Consider the following 15720-nt stretch of genomic DNA (forward strand, 5'->3'; position numbering starts at 1 on the left):
GGAGTTTCATCGAACGAAGGACTGAACGACATGACCGGTGACACCGAAAGCATCGCGTTGGTACTGAACCGTCTGCGGCGTGCGCAGGGTCAGCTCGCAGGAGTGATCTCGATGATCGAGAGCGGCCGTGACTGCAAGGACGTCGTCACCCAGCTGGCCGCGGTGTCGAAGGCTCTCGACCGGGCAGGCTTCAAGATCGTCGCCACCGGACTCCGTGAGTGCATCACCGGGGCGGAAACAGGGGAGAAGATGAGCGAAGCGGAGCTCGAGAAGCTCTTTCTCGCCCTCGCCTGACAACGGTCCGATCACCCCCGCATCGATGCACGGGGGTGATCGGACCGAGGCAGGACAGCCGGTTCGAGATGGGGTGCTCGGGCCCGCGACGTGTCAGCTCCTGCGCGCTGGACCGGGATGCTCGGGTGGGCGGGTGAACACCACACGAGCCCAGAGAACGGTGGACAGCAGGGCTGCCACCGCCCCCAGATACAGGCCGATCGATGGACCCGCCACCGTCGCGGTCGGTGCCAGTGACTGCCGAGCCCAGATCGCGAGCACACCGAACACCGTGGTGACACCGTTGCCCGCCAAAGCCAGAGCGGCCCACCGAAAACGCCGAACCAGACGCGCGATCGAGGCCGCTACGACGGTGAACGTGAGAGTGAATGCGGTGAACAGTGTCGCCAACACACCCGCTGATTCCGCGTCGGCGCTTTCGGTGCGCAGAAGAACGTCGTACCCGTGTGCGCCGCCGGTGTGCGGAAGCACCACTCCGAGCACGGCCGCCGACACCAGAACGAGCAGATACGGGGTGACCCGGGTGATCACCACCTCCGGTATCACGCGTCGTTCGATGGCCTCGAACACCGACCGATAGTGGCTCAGGTCGCCCTCGCGGTCGTAACTGTGCGGCGGTCGACCGTTCACGCTCGGCCGGTGAGAATGGCATTCCAGTACAACGCCGGCAGTCCGCGTCTCTTGAGGAACCACATGTCGCGGCGTTCGCGGGTGGTGTCGATCAGCGGTATCGAGGGAGCCGGCTGCATCGTGTAGTCGAACTCGGCCAGAAGCATCGTCTTACGAGAGGTGGTCAAGGGGCAGGAGGCGTACCCGCCGTACTGTGCGGTCAGTGGACGGCCGGCGATGCTCGCCTGCAGGTTCTCGGCGACCACGGGTGCTTGCTTGCGGATGGCGGCACCGGTCTTGGAATTCGGTGACGATCCGGCGTCACCGAGGGCGAAGATGTTGTCGAATCTGTTGTGACGCAGTGTGTTCTTGTCGATCTGGACGTATCCGGCTGGATTCTCGGGGTCCGCTATGGGGCTGGCCTTGATCCAGTCCGGTGCAGATTGGCGCGGTACGACGTGGAGCAGATCGTAGGGTAGCTCGTCGGTGGTACCTGCACTGTTGTCGGTGATCGTCACCGACCGGCCGTCCGGATCGACAGCGGTGACTTCGCTGTTCTTGCGCACCTCGATGCCGTAACGCGCCACGACTCGTTCGAGCTCCTCGGCGAACACCGGTACCCCGAACATTCCGGGTGTGGGCAGGACGAGGACAACTCGGATGGCATCGAGCACGCCCTGCTCGCGCCAGTAGTCGGCCGCGAGGTACGCGATCTTCTGCGGGGCACCCGCGCATTTGATGGGGCCGGAGGGCATCGTGAACACGGCGGTGCCCGACCGCATCTTTTGAATCATCTGCCACGTCTTGGGTGCGAGATCGTAGCGGTAATTGCTCGAGACCTGCGGGGTGTCGATCGATTCGGCCATGCCGGACACCGAATCCCAGTCGAGCTGGATGCCGGGGCACACCACCAGGTGGTCGTAATGGATCGTAGTTCCCGAGGAGGTGCTGACCGTCTGGGCATCGGGGTCGACCCCCTCGGCGCGATCCTTGATCCAGCCGACGCCCTGGGGCATCACCGACGCCTCGCTGCGCGCACTCTCCGAGGCCGGGGCGCGGCCTCCACCGACGAGCGTCCACAAAGGTTGGTAATAGTGGGTCTCTGCCGGCTCGATGATGCCGATGTCGGTCATTCCTGCTCGCCGCAAACGTGCCGCGAGCGAAATACCGGCGTTGCCTCCGCCGATGATCGCGACTTTGTGGTCGATGGTGTGCGCGGACATGTGGTCCTCCTGTTCGAGACACGAGCTCGGTGAGCGCTGTCTCGATTTCGGTTGATGCCGGGTGGTTCAGCTCGACGTCGGTGTGGGCGCGAGCCGTGTGGTCACAACATTGGTGGTCATTGAAGCCAGGTGCACTGCATCCACAGCAGTCGTGCTGGAAGGTCATTCCGGCGTTCGAGCAGGTGGTGCAAGGACACGTGCCGAGGTGTACGTCGCCCTCTCCTTGATTGATCGTACGGATGTACGTACATTATGGAAGAGGTTAGTCGCCAATACTGACAAACGCCACACTCGGGACGAATGAAATTTCCTCGTCCGCCCCGAGTCGGTGAGTGCCGGACGGCTGAGGAGGACGTGATGATCGGCAACCACTGCGATGTCGCTGTGAGTCGTTGCGCCTCGCTGGATCAGTCGGTTGCGATGCCCCTGGTCGCCCAGTGGAATGCCGCCCACTTCACCTCCACCCCGCAGGAATCGGAACCGTGCACCTCGCCGCACAGAACCTCCTGAAATACCCCACGGGGTACCATGAATTCTGAGACCTGTACGAACGCCACCACGATCGACAAGGAGATTTCGATGCTTCTCGAACGCATCTACGACGAAGACCTCGCCCAAGCCGGATACTTCATCGGCTGCCAGGCCAAGGGAGAGGCAGTGGTGGTCGACGCCCGCCGCGACATCGGTGTGTACCTGGACCTGGCCGATCGACATGGCATGACCATCACCGCCGTCACCGAGACCCACATCCATGCCGACTACCTGTCCGGCACCCGCGAGCTGGCCAAGGCCACCGGCGCGACCACCTACGTCTCAGGAGAGGGCGGCGACGACTGGCAGTACGGCTTCGAGGCCGAACGCCTCCACGATGGCGACACGCTGGCTCTGGGCAACATCACCGTGCAAGCCGTTCACACGCCCGGTCATACCCCGGAGCACCTCTCGTTCCTGGTGACCGACGGCGCCTTCGCCGATGCTCCGGGATACATGTTGACGGGCGACTTCGTCTTCGCCGGCGATCTCGGCCGCCCGGACCTACTCGACGAAGCTGCAGACGGTGTCGACACCCGTTTCGAGGGTGCCAAACAGATCTTCCGCAGTCTGAAGCGGTCGTTCGTCACGCAGCCGGATCATATCCAGGTCTTTCCCGGTCACGGTTCGGGCAGTGCCTGCGGAAAAGCTCTCGGCGCGCTTCCGTCGACCAGCGTCGGCTACGAACGCCGTTTCGCTTGGTGGGCCGGGTATGTCGAGCGCGACGACGAGCAGGGCTTCGTCGACGAGATGCTCGACGGTCAACCGGATGCACACGCCTACTTCGGCCGGATGAAGCGTCAGAACAAGCAGGGCCCGGTCGTTCTCGGGCCACTCTCTCCCTTGCGCGAGTACGACTCCGCAGAATTGGCACGCGCCCTCGACTCCGACGAGGTCGTCCTCCTCGACACCCGCGGCCAAGATGAGGTGCACGCCGGCGCTGTCCCCGGAGCGCTCAACATCCCCGGCATCGACAAGGCAGCCTCGTTCGGTGCCTGGGTCTACGACCCCGAACGAGAGGACACTCCACTGGTGGTGCTCGCCGAGGACCACGCCGTCGCCGACGAGCTACGTGATCACCTGCTGCGGGTCGGCATCGATACGGTGACCGGGTACGTCACGAGTCTACGAGGGCTCCCCATGACGACACCCGAGACGATCGGTGCGGACGAGCTGGATTCGTTCGACCCGGCAATGGTGCTGGACGTGCGCAACAAAACCGAACACGCCGACGGCCACATACCTGGCTCCGAACAGCTCAGCGGTGGCCGATTGCTGTGGAACCTCGACGGACTGCCCACGGGCGGTCCGATCGTGACTTATTGCCAGAGCGGCGTCCGTAACGCGGTCGCAGCCAGCGCCCTGCGCCGCGCCGGCTACCGAGTTGTCGAACTCGAGGGCAGCTACGCCGCCTGGGCCGAGCGCAACCTCGAAACAGTCTGATCGAACCCGCCCGAATCGGAGGCGGTCGTGCAGTCCGCCCCCGGTTCGGTCCGGTGCTCGCCCTGTCGGCTCGCTGCGCCACCGACGGTAGAGCAGGCCCCGGGCGAGCAGCCCCCGGGCGACACTCCTGATCCGGCACCGACTGGCCTGATCCGGGACCGACTGGGAAGCGAAACGATGACGCTCGCTACGCGGGCGGATTCACCAGGTTCGGCGCGATCTCCACCAGGCGCTCGTTCGTGGTGGGAAACAACTTTTCTCGAAGCAAGCATTGTCTCGTTGTGTGTCGGCGACGCCGACGGATGGTTTCTCGGGGACGGGGGGAGCTGCGGTCCCCGAGATCCTCGGTCGACATCGCTTCGACGCGTAGAGAGCATCACTGCCGTCCGTACGGATGTACGTACATTTGTTGTACAGTGGCCCCGAGGGTCAGCAGCCGGCGGCTCGAATTCGGATTCCGACACAGATCGACAGGAGGGCCTCTGATGGTTGAACCCGATCGCAGCGCCGCGCTCGACCGCTCCAGTGCGATGCCGCTGTGGGCGCAACTGCATGCCGATCTGGTCCGCCGAATCGGTGACGACGAATTCGCCGGCTCCGAGTTCCCGGGCGAGCATGCGTTGACGACGAGCTACGGGGTGAGCCGTCACACCACCCGCGAGGCCCTGCGGCACCTGCGGAACGAAGGAATCTTGATTGCAGAGCGTGGCCGGCCTTCTCGGTTGGCGGCTCCGCCGGTGATCGAGCAGCCACTCGGTGCGCTCTACAGTCTCTTCGCTGCCGTGGAAGCCACGGGTGTTGCTCAGCACAGCGTGGTGCGTGCACTCGAACTGCGGACCGACCCCGCGGTGGCCGCTACCTTGCAGGTCGGTCCCAAGGCTCCGCTGCTCTACCTGGAGCGCATCCGTATGGCAGGGACCATGCCGTTGGCTCTCGACCGTGCCTGGTTGCCGGGGGAGCTGGCACGCGACCTCCTGGATGCGGACTTCACTCACACGGCTCTCTACATCGAGCTCGAGAAACGCTGCGGCATCCGCCTGACCGGTGGCCGCGAGGACGTCACTGCCGTCGTGCCGGATCCGGAGGATGCGGCAGCACTCGAACTCGACTCGAAGACCGCGGCGCTGTCGATCCGCCGCTTGGGCTGCATGAATTCCCGGCCGGTGGAGTTGCGGCACACAGTGATTCGAGGAGATCGGTTCACCGTCTCGGCCACGTTCTCACCGAGCGAGGGCTATCGCTTCGTGCCGGCCACGCCGCTGCACGCCCTGTAAGCACCCACTGATCCAAGGAGCGTTGTTCATGACTGGAGCACCACCGGAAGCCGATCCGGCCGCCGCATATGCACTGATCGCCGAATCGGGAGCCATCCTGATCGATGTCCGCGAGGACGACGAATGGGCTGCCGGCCACGCCCCGGACGCCGTCCATGTACGCCTCGGCGATCTCGATCCTGCTGCCTACCCTCCTGAGCAGAAATTGGTCGTGGTGTGCCGGTCGGGCGCTCGGTCGAGCAAAGCTGTCGCGGCCCTCACCGATGCCGGTCGTACAGCGCACAATCTGTCGGGCGGAATGAAAGCGTGGCACGAAGACGGCCGCCCTGTGGTCCGTGATGACGGCACCCCCGGCGCAGTGATCTGACATGGTCGCCACCCTGGCGATTGCAGTTGCCGCAGGGATTCTCATCGGTCTTTCCCTCGGCGCGCTCGGTGGTGGGGGATCGATACTGACTGTTCCTGCCCTGGTGTATCTCCTGGCGGTCGAACCGCAGTCGGCAACGAGCGCCTCGTTGATCATCGTCGGAATCACCTCGATCATCGCGGCCATCAGTCATGCGCGAGCACGGCACGTTCGGTGGCGGGCAGCGGCAGTGTTCGGAATTCTGGGCTCGGTCACCGCCTTCGGTGGATCGATCCTCAACCGATCGGTCGACCCGCAGATCTTGCTGCTCGCGTTCGCGGCACTGATGATCGTCGCCGCCGGTGCGATGCTGCGCCGCACCCGGCGTGGACACGATGCCGACCTACCGACACCGAACCCGGCCGAGACCGCGGGAACACGCCCGGGTGCCGTTGCGGTCGCCACCAAGCCCGCGAAAGTGAAGATCACCACGTCGCAGGTAGTCAAGCTGGTCGCTTCCGCGCTCGTCGTCGGCTTCCTCACCGGGTTTCTGGGAGTGGGCGGCGGCTTCCTCATCGTCCCCGCCCTGGTTCTGGCACTGGGCTACTCGATGCCCGTCGCGGTCGGAACGTCGCTGGTGATCATCTCCATCACCAGCGCGGGAGCCTTCACCGAACGCCTCGGCACAGGTGCCACCATCCCGTGGGAGATCGTCGTACCGTTCACCCTCGCGGCCATCGCCGGATCGTTCGCAGGAAAAGCCATCAGCGACAAAGTCTCTGCCACCACACTCACCCGTAGCTTCGCAGCCCTGTTGCTCGTCGTGGCCGTCTACGTCACCGTCCAGGCCTCCATGGCCCTGTAACGCACATCGTTGTGCATCACTGAGCCTATTTCTGCGCATGCAAATGCGGGCGCATCCCACACCTAGTTCGAGGAAATCGTCGATGACCGCACTGATTCCCCGCCCTGAGGCGGCCAGGCCGTATCCGATGCGTCACGAGCCGAAGGGCTCGACGCTGTTCCAATTGGTGACCACCACCGATCACAAGACGATCGGGAAGATGTATCTGGTCACCTCGTTCGGGTTGTTCCTCATCGGCGGGTTGATGGCGCTGCTCATGCGCACCGAACTCGCCGTACCGGGGTTGCAGTTCCTGTCCAACGAGCAGTACAACCAGCTGTTCACCATGCACGGCACGATTATGCTGTTGCTCTACGCCGTCCCGGTCGCGTACGGATTCGCCAATTACATTCTGCCGCTTCAGATCGGGGCACCGGACGTCGCGTTCCCGCGGCTCAACGCGTTCGCGTACTGGCTGTACGTGTTCGGATCGCTGATCGTGCTCGCCGGGTTCATCACCCCGGGAGGTGCCGCGGACTTCGGATGGACCGCCTACACCCCACTGACGAGCGCACTGCATTCCCCCGGCGTCGGCGCCGACCTGTGGGTACTGGGGCTGATCCTGTCCGGCTTGGGCACGATCTTGGGCGCGGTCAACTTCATCACCACCGTGGTGTGCCTGCGCGCACCCGGCATGACGATGTTCCGGATGCCGGTCTTCACCTGGAACATGCTCGTGACCTCGGTGCTGGTATTGCTGGCGTTCCCGACCTTCGCGGCCGCGTTGGCCGGGCTGGCCTTCGATCGACACTTCGGTGGTCACGTGTTCGACCCGGCGACCGGGGGAGCGGTGCTCTGGCAGCACCTGTTCTGGTTCTTCGGCCATCCCGAGGTCTACATCGTCGCGCTCCCGTTCTTCGGCATCGTCTCCGAAATCTTCCCGGTCTTCAGCCGCAAACCCATCTTCGGCTACAAGGGTCTGATCTTCGCCACCCTCGGCATCGCAGCGCTCTCGATCACGGTGTGGGCGCACCACATGTACGCCACCGGAGCTGTTCTGCTGCCGTTCTTTTCGTTCATGTCCTTCCTCATCGCCGTGCCGACCGGGGTGAAGTTGTTCAACTGGATCGGCACCATGTGGCGAGGACAGGTCACCCTGGAAACCCCGATGCTGTTCAGCATCGGATTTCTGATCACATTCCTGTTCGGCGGACTGACCGGTGTGCTGCTGGCCAGCCCCCCCGATCGATTTCCACGTCACCGACACCTACTTCGTGGTGGCTCACTTCCACTACGTACTGTTCGGGACCATCGTCTTCGCCACCTACGCCGGGGTGTACTTCTGGTTTCCCAAGATCACCGGACGCATGCTCGACGAACGCCTCGGCAAGTGGCACTTCTGGACGACGTTCGTCGGGTTCCACATGACGTTCCTGGTCCAGCACTGGCTCGGCAACGAAGGGATGCCGCGCCGCTACGCCGACTACCTGCCCTCCGACGGATTCACCACCTTGAACCTGATCTCCTCGATCGGAGCGTTCATTCTCGGGCTGTCCACGCTGCCGTTCGTATGGAATGTGTTCAAGTCCTACCGATACGGCGAGGTCGCCACCGTCGACGATCCGTGGGGCTACGGCAACTCTCTCGAATGGGCCACCACCTGCCCACCGCCCCGCCACAATTTCACCGAAATACCTCGTATCCGTTCCGAGCGGCCGGCGTTCGAGCTGCACTACCCTCATATGGTCGAACGCATGCGCACCGAAGCCCACGTCGGGCTGACGGGCCACACCGCCGCTGTGCGGGCACCCTCCGAAGTGATCGCCGACGGCGTCGAAGAGGGCACCGCCAGCGGGACCTCAGGGGAGAGACGGTGACGAGCGCGCGGAGACGGCGCTCGACAGGTGCCGCTGTCCTGGTACCGGGACGGGTGTCTTACGCGATCGCGGTCGCCATGGGGTTCTACGTGCTCGCGCTGATCCTGGTGTTCACCTTCCTCGTCCCTCGACTCTCACCCGGGTCAGCGACCGCTGTCACCGCTGCCGTGGTGGCCGGCTTCGCGGTGCTGCTGATGGCGGCGATGATGTTCGCAGCCCGCACACCGCTGCATCCTGCAGCGGTATCCGTGGTCCGGGACACCGCGGCGGACCGAGAGGACGACATCGTCGAGGGGTGGGCGGTGGTCCTGGGCACCGACATCGATTCACGACGGGTGGAACTGGAAGTGACGGTGCCCGGGTCCGGAACGTACCAGTGCGATGTGCGTGCAGAACGGTCGACCGGCCGCGCACTGGTGACCGGTGCCACCATTTCGGTGTGGGTCGATCCTCACCATCGCCGATCGTTGACCTTGGTCGGGGTCGGGGTCGGTCCGAGCATCGACGACGATATGTCCGGGAACGGGAAAAGCTGATCGAGCAACCTCGCCTGCACCCCGCGGCGGCGAAAGCCACTCCAGGGTCGCAGACGTCGATCGTAACTACCCTCGACTGCCCGCCGGACGGCTGGCTGTGCCGGTGACCGACGCGAGTGTGCCTGCGCGACATCGACTTTCCCGCGACGGAGCCCCCGCTTGCCGGCGATGGCGAGTGTGGTCGTGGTGTTGCACCTGATCGGGTGGGGGCTGTTCGTTCACTACGATGCGGACCTGCGTATGCACGGTCTGGCCGGTCGGCGCGCTGCGACGGGCGAGACCACGAAGAACGACGACTCGGGTCGCAGCCCTGGCAAGACCAGGGCTGCGGACCGCGATCTACTTCTTGGAGAACATGCGGGAGAACAATCCCGGTGACTTCGGATCGGAGTCGTGCCCCTTGCAGCGATTGGACGCCGGAACGCCCCGCATCACCTGATCGACGTGTTGACCACATCCCGCCCACGTCGTTTTCCCGCACTTCTTGCACGTGACAGCCCTGCACATGAGTCTCTCCCTCGGTCGACAATTCACTTTCAATATACCCTATGGGGTATCTTTTTCCGGGTGTCGGGGATGATCGGTCATCGCGGCGGGGGTCCGCCCAAGTGGGCGACGTCGTAGACGAACTGTTCGGGTACCGCGCTGGTCCACGGCCGCAGGCCGAGTGCGGTCTTGATACCGATCAGGGCCTGTGCGATGGGTGGGCACCGGCGACACTGCCGCAGGTGCGTATCGATGCGGGCCGACGCGTCGACATCGAGACGCCCGTCCAGGTAGTCCGATGCCGCGGCGAGTGTGCGCCGGCACGCCTGGGAGTCGTTTCGCGGGTGTGCGGGACCGTCGTCGAGGGCGCGTAGCAGCTTCACCCGTGCACGGTGGATGCGCTTGTACACCGCTGCGGTGGTGAGCGCGCCGACCGCACCGATCTGTGTCGCCGTCCAGCCCTCGCCGTCGTGCAGTGCCAGGACCATTCGATCCTCGACGGTCAACGTCGCCAGCGCCGCTCGCACCGTGGATCGATCGCTGAGCGCCTGCGCGACCGTCTCGGGGTGCTCGAGGTCGCTGATCGATACATCGATGTCGCCCGTGCCCGATGGTTCGGTGCGCTGAGTCTCCGCGCGTGCGGCCACATCGCGGGCACGGTTGATCGTGATCCGGTAGAGCCACGTCGTGAGCGCCGATTCGGATCGAAACGTTCTCCGGTTGCGCCATGCGCGTTCGAGGACGTCCTGCACCAGATCGTCGGTATCGGCCGGTGATCGTGTCATCGCGGCTGCGAAGCTACGAAGAGTCGTGCCCTGGTCGATCAGATCGCGCGCGAAGCGCTCGTCGTATGCCGCGCTGTCGAGGTCGGGGCTGGGGTAGGGTTTGGCTGTTCGCGCGAGGAGCCGTGGATCGGTCCACTTCGGCGTTCTCGCCCGTCCAACAGTGAAAGTCCCTCTACAGAACTGGAATCATCATGTCGTTCGTCGAATTCATGCGCAGTACTGCCGGGCGCGCACTGCGTATCGTGGTGGGAATCGCTCTGATCGTGGTCGCCGTCGTGCTCGGCGGTGTCGGGGGCATCGTGGTGGGAGTGATCGGCGGTGTCTTCGTGCTGACCGGGGTGATCAACGTGTGTCTGCTCGGTCCGTTGTTCTCCGTCGATCTTCGAGGTCGTCCCAAGACGTCCTGAACGGGGTGTGCGGGCGGGCAGCTCAGAAATGGGGGATCACCTTGAATGCGGTGTACCCGTCGCTGCTCTGGGCCAATGCGACACCGTTCGAGGTCACTGCTGTCGGTGCGGCGCTCGGTGATGTGCCGGTGACGCGGCCGGAGGTCGCATCGATGGCAGTCACCCGCGAGTCCGACGCGCCGTAGACGATGCCGCCGACCAGAGAGAAGCGGTCGGCACCGGGAAATTGATCGGCGGTGAAACCTCGGGTGCCGTACTGCTCGAACAGGACAGCGATGCCGTCGTCGGTGAGGTCTGCGGTGGTGATCATCGTCGCCCCGCTACTGCTGTCGGCGGTCATCACCATCGGACTGCGGCTACCGCTGATCCATCGGAGCTCGGCATCGGAGAGGCGATAGACCGCCTGGATCGGTTCGGGACGGGTCGGGATCGTCCATGCCACGACCACTGCATTGCCGGCGGTGGCGACGAATCGTGCGGTCCCGGGGATCGCTGCGGGGGGCGGGGTGAGGGTGTCGGTGGACCAGGCGGTGTTGCCGGTGTCGGCGGTCACGATGCGCGCTGTGTCGCCGTCGACGGTGACCGCGTATCCACCGGATTCGGAGATCGCACCCGTCAGGTCGGTGCGGTGTCCGTCGGTCGCCGAGATGGCGGCCACGGCCGCGGGCTTTGCTGTCTGCGAGCAGTCGGCGTCGATCAGCAGTCCGGACCCGGTCAGGCAGCCTGCAGCGGAGACCGGGCCCCATACGAGGTCGCCGGTGCGGGTATCGCGGGCGGTCACCGTGGCCGGTGCACCCGAACCGGGATCATCGATGTCCTCGGTGATCAACAGCTCACGGTTGTGTGTGCTCGTCACCGCGAACTCGTCGCGATCGGCGGGTACGTCCACGCCGAATCGTGGTGTGCCGGTGTCGTCGAGTACCTGCACCCGGTGCGAACCGGATGCGTCCGAGGAGTCGACGACTCCGACGAACCCGTCCTCGACGATGTGAGGCTGCGACAGGAACGGGATCGACCACAGGGCCGTGTCTCCGAAGCCCGGCGGCGGCGCGGCCGGCGACGACGGATGTGCCGCCGGATCGGTGCCCGTGGTGTCGGGAGCAGGTGAGGAACTGCACCCCGACGCCAGCGCGACGGCGCACAGTGCAACGGTCCCGATCACCGCCGCCGCTCTGCCGATACGGTGCGCACCCATCTATGCGGTGGTGCTGTCTCCGCCGAGTGCCATGATCGCGCTCTGCAGCAGTGCAGTGGCCCGGTCGGCGACCTCGGCCAGGCCCGCTGCATCCGAGAGCCCCACCATCACCTGGGGGTTCATCGCTTCGACGATCGTGCTGCTGCCATCGGCCCGCACCACCACGTTGCACGGCAGCAGCAACCCCACCTGCCGATCGGTGTCGATCGCAGCCTTCGCCAACTGCGGATTACACGCTCCGAGGATGACGTAGCGTTCGATGTCGGCGTCGATCTTGCTCTTCAACGTCGACTGCATGTCGATCTCGGTGAGCACTCCGAATCCCTGTTCGGCGAGTGCCTCACGGGTTGCGTCCACGGTTTCCTCGAACGGCATGTCCACGCGGGTACCGATGGCCAATTCGGTCATAGTTCGTTCGGTTCCTTTCGATCGGTTCGGGTGCCGGTCACCCGATGGTCGGTGCACGGGTGAGCAGGCGTCGCCCGGTCATGCTGCGCAGGACGCGGAGGTGCAGTCGCGTTTGCGCCATCGCACGATCACCGCTGCTGTCAGCATTGCCAGGGACACCCCGGCAAGGATGGGTTGTATCGGTGCCCACAACCCCAGTGCACCCGAGGTGCCGAGCGCAAGAAGTACCAGCTTGTTGCACACCGGACACCCGACGGCGAAGAAAGTCAGGACCACACCGAGAGCGGCGGGTGTGCCGGTCCGCTCGACCTGCGCGGGTTTGTCGATCCCGAACCACAGTGCGGTCAACAGGGCCGTGGCCAGCAGAACCGGAAGCTCCCACGCCCGCACCGGCACCTCACGGCCGAAGACCGGCGTGTCGATGATGTCGGTGGGAATGCCCACCACCAACACCGTGACCACACCGGCGACTGTGCCGCGCAGTACCCGCGCCCCCCAACCCCGGAAACGATCGGACTCGGCGATCACCCCGTCACCGGAACGGCCGGCAGCATCGACGTCGAGACGGTCGGAGGTGGCGGGCTCTGTCATCGGCTGGGATCTCCTACGAGGTGTAGTTGTGTGAGTAGGGTGACACTGTGAGGCTATACCCAGATGGGTATCGCTGCCAGTATCCGACTGCCGAAAGGTATTGCATGACTTCGACATCTCGCTCCACTCGCCGCCGCGACATCGTGCTCCTGGCCATCGCCGTCGTGGTGGCGGCCGTGCTCGTGGGAGCTCTCGTACTCGGAACGACCGGTGGCGACGAGCAGTCGGAGGCGGCACCGGACGCCGGGTCGAGCAGCGCGAGCGGACCGCCGGTGATGGGACCGCTCGGCGATCTGGCGCACCGCGAGCCCGATGATCCGATGGCCCTCGGCGACGTCGACGCCCCGGTGGTGATGATCGCCTTCTCGGACTTCCGGTGTCCGTTCTGCGCCCAATTCAGCCGGGACACCGAGCCGCAGCTGATCGACCGATACGTCGACACCGGCACCCTGCGCATCGAATGGCGAGACCTACCCATTTTCGGGCAACAATCGTTCGACGCCGCCCGGGCCGGACGCGCCGCCGCCGCCCAGGGCAAGTTCTGGGAGTTCACCCGCGCCGTCTACGCCGATGCTCCCGAAACCGGTCACGCAGACCTGACACTGGAGTCGCTGCAGAGCTACGCGCAACAGGCCGGGGTACCGGATATGGCTCGGTTCACCGCCGACGCCACCGGCACCGCATTCGACGCCGCGATCACCGCCGACTCCACCGAAGCGCAGTCGCTGGGTATCCCGGCCACTCCGGCGTTCTCGGTCAACGGAGATCCGGTTCTGGGCGCGCAACCGTTCTCGGAATTCGTCGATCTGATCGACGCGGCAGCCGGCGCGTAGGGCGGCACGATGTCGCAGATCGGACTTCTCGGAGCATTTCTCGGCGGGCTGCTGGCACTTCTCAGTCCATGCTCGGCCCTGCTACTTCCTTCCTTCTTCGCGTACGCCTTCGACGGGGCCGGCAAGCTCGCCGGCCGCACCGGGATCTTCTACCTCGGGCTGGCAGCGGTCTTGGTGCCCCTCGGTGCTGGAGTCGGGGCCATCGGCTCGGCGATCACCCGGTATCGCGAGGTCACCACGATGATCGGCGGCGTGGTCATCATCGCCCTCGGAGTGATGATCATCGTCGGTCGCGGCTTCGCGCTGGGGTCCGCTCAGAGAGCAGCCGCGCGCATCGACGTCTCCTCCACCGGATCGGTGTTCGCCCTCGGCGCGGTCTACGGGCTCGCAGGGTTCTGCTCGGGACCCCTGCTCGGCGCGGTCCTGACCGTTGCCGTCGCCGGCGGTCAGGCCGTATACGGCGGAGTGCTCATGGCACTCTACGCAGCGGGGATGGTGATACCCCTGTTCGTGCTGGCGCTGGTCTGGGACCGATTCTCGCTCGGATCACGAACGTGGCTGCGCGGCAAGGAAATCAGCATAGGACCGCTGAAAACGCACACGACGTCTCTGATATCGGGGGTGCTTTTCATCGGTATCGGAGTGCTGTTCCTGCTCACGGAGGGCACAGCGAACCTCGGCGGCGTCATGGGGGTCGACAGTCAGTACTCGCTGCAGGTCTGGATCAGCGACGTGGCCGGCGCGGTACCGAACACCGCAGTGCTCCTGATCGCAGTGCTGGTGATCATCGCAGTCCTGACGGTGCGCATCGTCCGTGGTCGAGACCGCGACACCGCAGCCGAGTCCTCCGAGCTCGGTGAACGCGAGGACCGAACTCTCTGAGACGGTGTGCCTACGACACTGGAGCGGGGATGTGACGTCAGGTGTAGAGCTGTGACCATCCATCTCGCTGACGTCGAGCGAGATGGAGCACTGCAGCGGGAACCATTTCGACACCCATCAGCAGATCGTCGTCACCGAGCCCTCTGCCCTCCAGACTGTTGCGGCATGCTTTCACCGTGATGGAGGCAGAGTCGATCAACGCCCGCATCTCCAGGGAGATATCCGAACAGCGCAAGGCCGCATCGAGGCCCGGTCCGAAGCACACGACTTCGATCGTCACCGGCTCTGTCGCAGCATCGAGAAGGTTGTGGATCGCTCGCACCACGGCGGTGGGTGTGGTGTTCACCGCGAACACCACGCGCAGGGGAGTGGGATGATCGGTCACGTGAAGGTTCCGTTCTTCAGATCGCGGTGAGCTGCGGTGCCCCAGGGCTGTGCGTGGAGAAGGACATCGATGGCCCGACCCTCGCCGACCGGGCGGACCAGGTGTCCCAGTTCGCGGACCTGCAGTCCGCTCGCGGCGCGGGCGAGGTCGTCGATGGCGGGCAGGATCGACGGATCGGGTGGGCCCCCGACGCCGTGAGTGAAGTTCTCGAGCGCATGGCCGAGATACAGCAACCGTCCGCTCGGTGCGAGCCAACTCGCTGCACCGGCAATGACGGCGACCAACTCGTCGACCGGTAGATGCAGGAAGCCGATGGCCACCAGATCCACCGGTTCGGATGGTTCCCAGGTCCGGGCGTCGGCGACGGTGTAGTCGATCGCCCGATCCTCGCCGCCGCTGCGTGCCAATTCGATTGCCACAGAAGAAAAGTCGACAGCGCGCACTGTCCAGCCCGCGTCGGCCAACCATCGAGCGTGGCGGCCGTCTCCGCAGCCCAGGTCGATCGCCCGGCCCGGCGTCAGCTCCGCGAACCGCGCAGACAGGGCAGCCGCCGGGGCCGAGCCCCACGGATGCTCGACGCTGCTGTAACGCGCATCCCACTCAGATGAATCCATCTACGCACATTCCTCCAAAACACGGGCCGGGTAGTACTCGAATCCGCCAGAGTACCCCCAGGGGTAATTGGATGGTGCGCAATTTCTGAAATGACCGTGACTATGTCGGACCTGAGGGTAGAAAAAGGTCCGCGCACAAAACCATCGCAGTGTACGA

18 protein-coding genes and 1 pseudogene are annotated in these 15720 nt (G+C 65.0%); 10 read left to right on the forward strand and 9 right to left on the reverse strand.

What is annotated here, in order from left to right:
- The first annotated feature begins 30 nt into the window (after positions 1-30).
- On the forward strand, positions 31-294 hold the full coding sequence (locus tag GSI01S_RS18530) for a metal-sensitive transcriptional regulator (RefSeq protein ID WP_006898188.1): 264 nt from the start codon (positions 31-33) through the stop codon (positions 292-294).
- Positions 295-387: 93 nt separating this feature from the next.
- Here GSI01S_RS18530 and GSI01S_RS18535 read toward each other — a convergent pair whose 3' ends face one another.
- Both GSI01S_RS18535 and GSI01S_RS18540 read right to left on the reverse strand, forming a co-directional pair.
- Positions 388-924, reverse strand: a complete 537-nt coding sequence (locus GSI01S_RS18535) for an Rv2732c family membrane protein (RefSeq protein WP_006898189.1) — start codon at positions 922-924, stop codon at positions 388-390.
- On the reverse strand, positions 921-2126 hold the full coding sequence (locus GSI01S_RS18540) for an NAD(P)/FAD-dependent oxidoreductase (RefSeq protein ID WP_006898190.1): 1206 nt from the start codon (positions 2124-2126) through the stop codon (positions 921-923). The genes GSI01S_RS18535 and GSI01S_RS18540 overlap by 4 nt, the downstream gene beginning before the upstream one ends.
- Before the next feature lie 579 nt (positions 2127-2705).
- On the opposite strand from GSI01S_RS18540, the gene GSI01S_RS18545 reads away from it, so the two are divergent.
- From GSI01S_RS18545 to GSI01S_RS18570, 6 genes and pseudogenes are all read left to right on the forward strand, one after another.
- Positions 2706-4100 (forward strand): MBL fold metallo-hydrolase, encoded by a 1395-nt coding sequence (locus GSI01S_RS18545; RefSeq protein WP_006898191.1) that lies wholly within the window; start codon positions 2706-2708, stop codon positions 4098-4100.
- Between the two features lie 485 nt (positions 4101-4585).
- Positions 4586-5374: a GntR family transcriptional regulator gene (locus GSI01S_RS18550; RefSeq protein ID WP_006898192.1), complete on the forward strand. Its 789-nt coding sequence runs from the start codon at positions 4586-4588 to the stop codon at positions 5372-5374.
- Between the two features lie 28 nt (positions 5375-5402).
- Positions 5403-5741 carry a rhodanese-like domain-containing protein gene (locus GSI01S_RS18555; RefSeq protein WP_006898193.1) on the forward strand — a complete coding sequence of 113 codons (339 nt, stop codon included), beginning with the start codon at positions 5403-5405 and terminating at the stop codon, positions 5739-5741.
- Between the two features lies 1 nt (position 5742).
- Positions 5743-6585, forward strand: a complete 843-nt coding sequence (locus GSI01S_RS18560) for a sulfite exporter TauE/SafE family protein (RefSeq protein WP_006898194.1) — start codon at positions 5743-5745, stop codon at positions 6583-6585.
- An 82-nt stretch (positions 6586-6667) separates the two neighbouring features.
- Positions 6668-8441, forward strand: a pseudogene (gene ctaD / locus GSI01S_RS18565) (aa3-type cytochrome oxidase subunit I).
- A gap of 53 nt (positions 8442-8494) precedes the next feature.
- Positions 8495-8977 (forward strand): hypothetical protein, encoded by a 483-nt coding sequence (locus GSI01S_RS18570; protein ID WP_081598160.1) that lies wholly within the window; start codon positions 8495-8497, stop codon positions 8975-8977.
- Positions 8978-9316: 339 nt separating this feature from the next.
- On the opposite strand, the gene GSI01S_RS20820 is transcribed toward GSI01S_RS18570, so the two are convergent.
- Together GSI01S_RS20820 and GSI01S_RS18580 are read right to left on the reverse strand one after the other, a co-directional pair.
- Positions 9317-9484 (reverse strand): DUF8730 family Cys-rich protein, encoded by a 168-nt coding sequence (locus GSI01S_RS20820; protein WP_085950765.1) that lies wholly within the window; start codon positions 9482-9484, stop codon positions 9317-9319.
- Positions 9485-9561: 77 nt separating this feature from the next.
- On the reverse strand, positions 9562-10248 hold the full coding sequence (locus tag GSI01S_RS18580) for a sigma-70 family RNA polymerase sigma factor (protein ID WP_006898200.1): 687 nt from the start codon (positions 10246-10248) through the stop codon (positions 9562-9564).
- Between the two features lie 191 nt (positions 10249-10439).
- On the opposite strand from GSI01S_RS18580, the gene GSI01S_RS18585 reads away from it, so the two are divergent.
- Positions 10440-10655, forward strand: coding sequence for a YgaP-like transmembrane domain (locus tag GSI01S_RS18585; protein WP_006898201.1), 216 nt, complete (start codon positions 10440-10442; stop codon positions 10653-10655).
- 22 nt (positions 10656-10677) lie between these two features.
- Here GSI01S_RS18585 and GSI01S_RS18590 read toward each other — a convergent pair whose 3' ends face one another.
- The 3 genes from GSI01S_RS18590 to GSI01S_RS18600 all read right to left on the reverse strand — a co-directional run bounded on the left by GSI01S_RS18590 (position 10678) and on the right by GSI01S_RS18600 (position 12849).
- Positions 10678-11850 (reverse strand): PQQ-binding-like beta-propeller repeat protein, encoded by a 1173-nt coding sequence (locus tag GSI01S_RS18590; RefSeq protein WP_006898202.1) that lies wholly within the window; start codon positions 11848-11850, stop codon positions 10678-10680.
- The gene (locus GSI01S_RS18595; RefSeq protein WP_006898203.1) at positions 11851-12258 is read right to left on the reverse strand and encodes a DUF302 domain-containing protein; all 408 of its coding nucleotides are present in this window, start codon (positions 12256-12258) and stop codon (positions 11851-11853) included. It abuts the gene before it with no gap.
- A gap of 78 nt (positions 12259-12336) precedes the next feature.
- On the reverse strand, positions 12337-12849 hold the full coding sequence (locus tag GSI01S_RS18600) for a hypothetical protein (RefSeq protein WP_006898204.1): 513 nt from the start codon (positions 12847-12849) through the stop codon (positions 12337-12339).
- 104 nt (positions 12850-12953) lie between these two features.
- On the opposite strand from GSI01S_RS18600, the gene GSI01S_RS18605 reads away from it, so the two are divergent.
- The gene (locus GSI01S_RS18605) at positions 12954-13682 is read left to right on the forward strand and encodes a DsbA family protein (protein WP_006898205.1); all 729 of its coding nucleotides are present in this window, start codon (positions 12954-12956) and stop codon (positions 13680-13682) included.
- 9 nt (positions 13683-13691) lie between these two features.
- Positions 13692-14564 (forward strand): cytochrome c biogenesis CcdA family protein, encoded by an 873-nt coding sequence (locus GSI01S_RS18610; protein WP_006898206.1) that lies wholly within the window; start codon positions 13692-13694, stop codon positions 14562-14564.
- A 37-nt stretch (positions 14565-14601) separates the two neighbouring features.
- Here GSI01S_RS18610 and GSI01S_RS18615 read toward each other — a convergent pair whose 3' ends face one another.
- Together GSI01S_RS18615 and GSI01S_RS18620 are read right to left on the reverse strand one after the other, a co-directional pair.
- Positions 14602-14949: a DsrE family protein gene (locus GSI01S_RS18615; RefSeq protein WP_006898207.1), complete on the reverse strand. Its 348-nt coding sequence runs from the start codon at positions 14947-14949 to the stop codon at positions 14602-14604.
- Positions 14946-15563 carry a class I SAM-dependent methyltransferase gene (locus GSI01S_RS18620; protein WP_006898208.1) on the reverse strand — a complete coding sequence of 206 codons (618 nt, stop codon included), beginning with the start codon at positions 15561-15563 and terminating at the stop codon, positions 14946-14948. The genes GSI01S_RS18615 and GSI01S_RS18620 overlap by 4 nt, the downstream gene beginning before the upstream one ends.
- Positions 15564-15720 lie beyond the last annotated feature (157 nt).

The sequence above is a fragment of the Gordonia sihwensis NBRC 108236 genome (assembly GCF_000333035.1).
Lineage (GTDB): Bacteria > Actinomycetota > Actinomycetes > Mycobacteriales > Mycobacteriaceae > Gordonia > Gordonia sihwensis.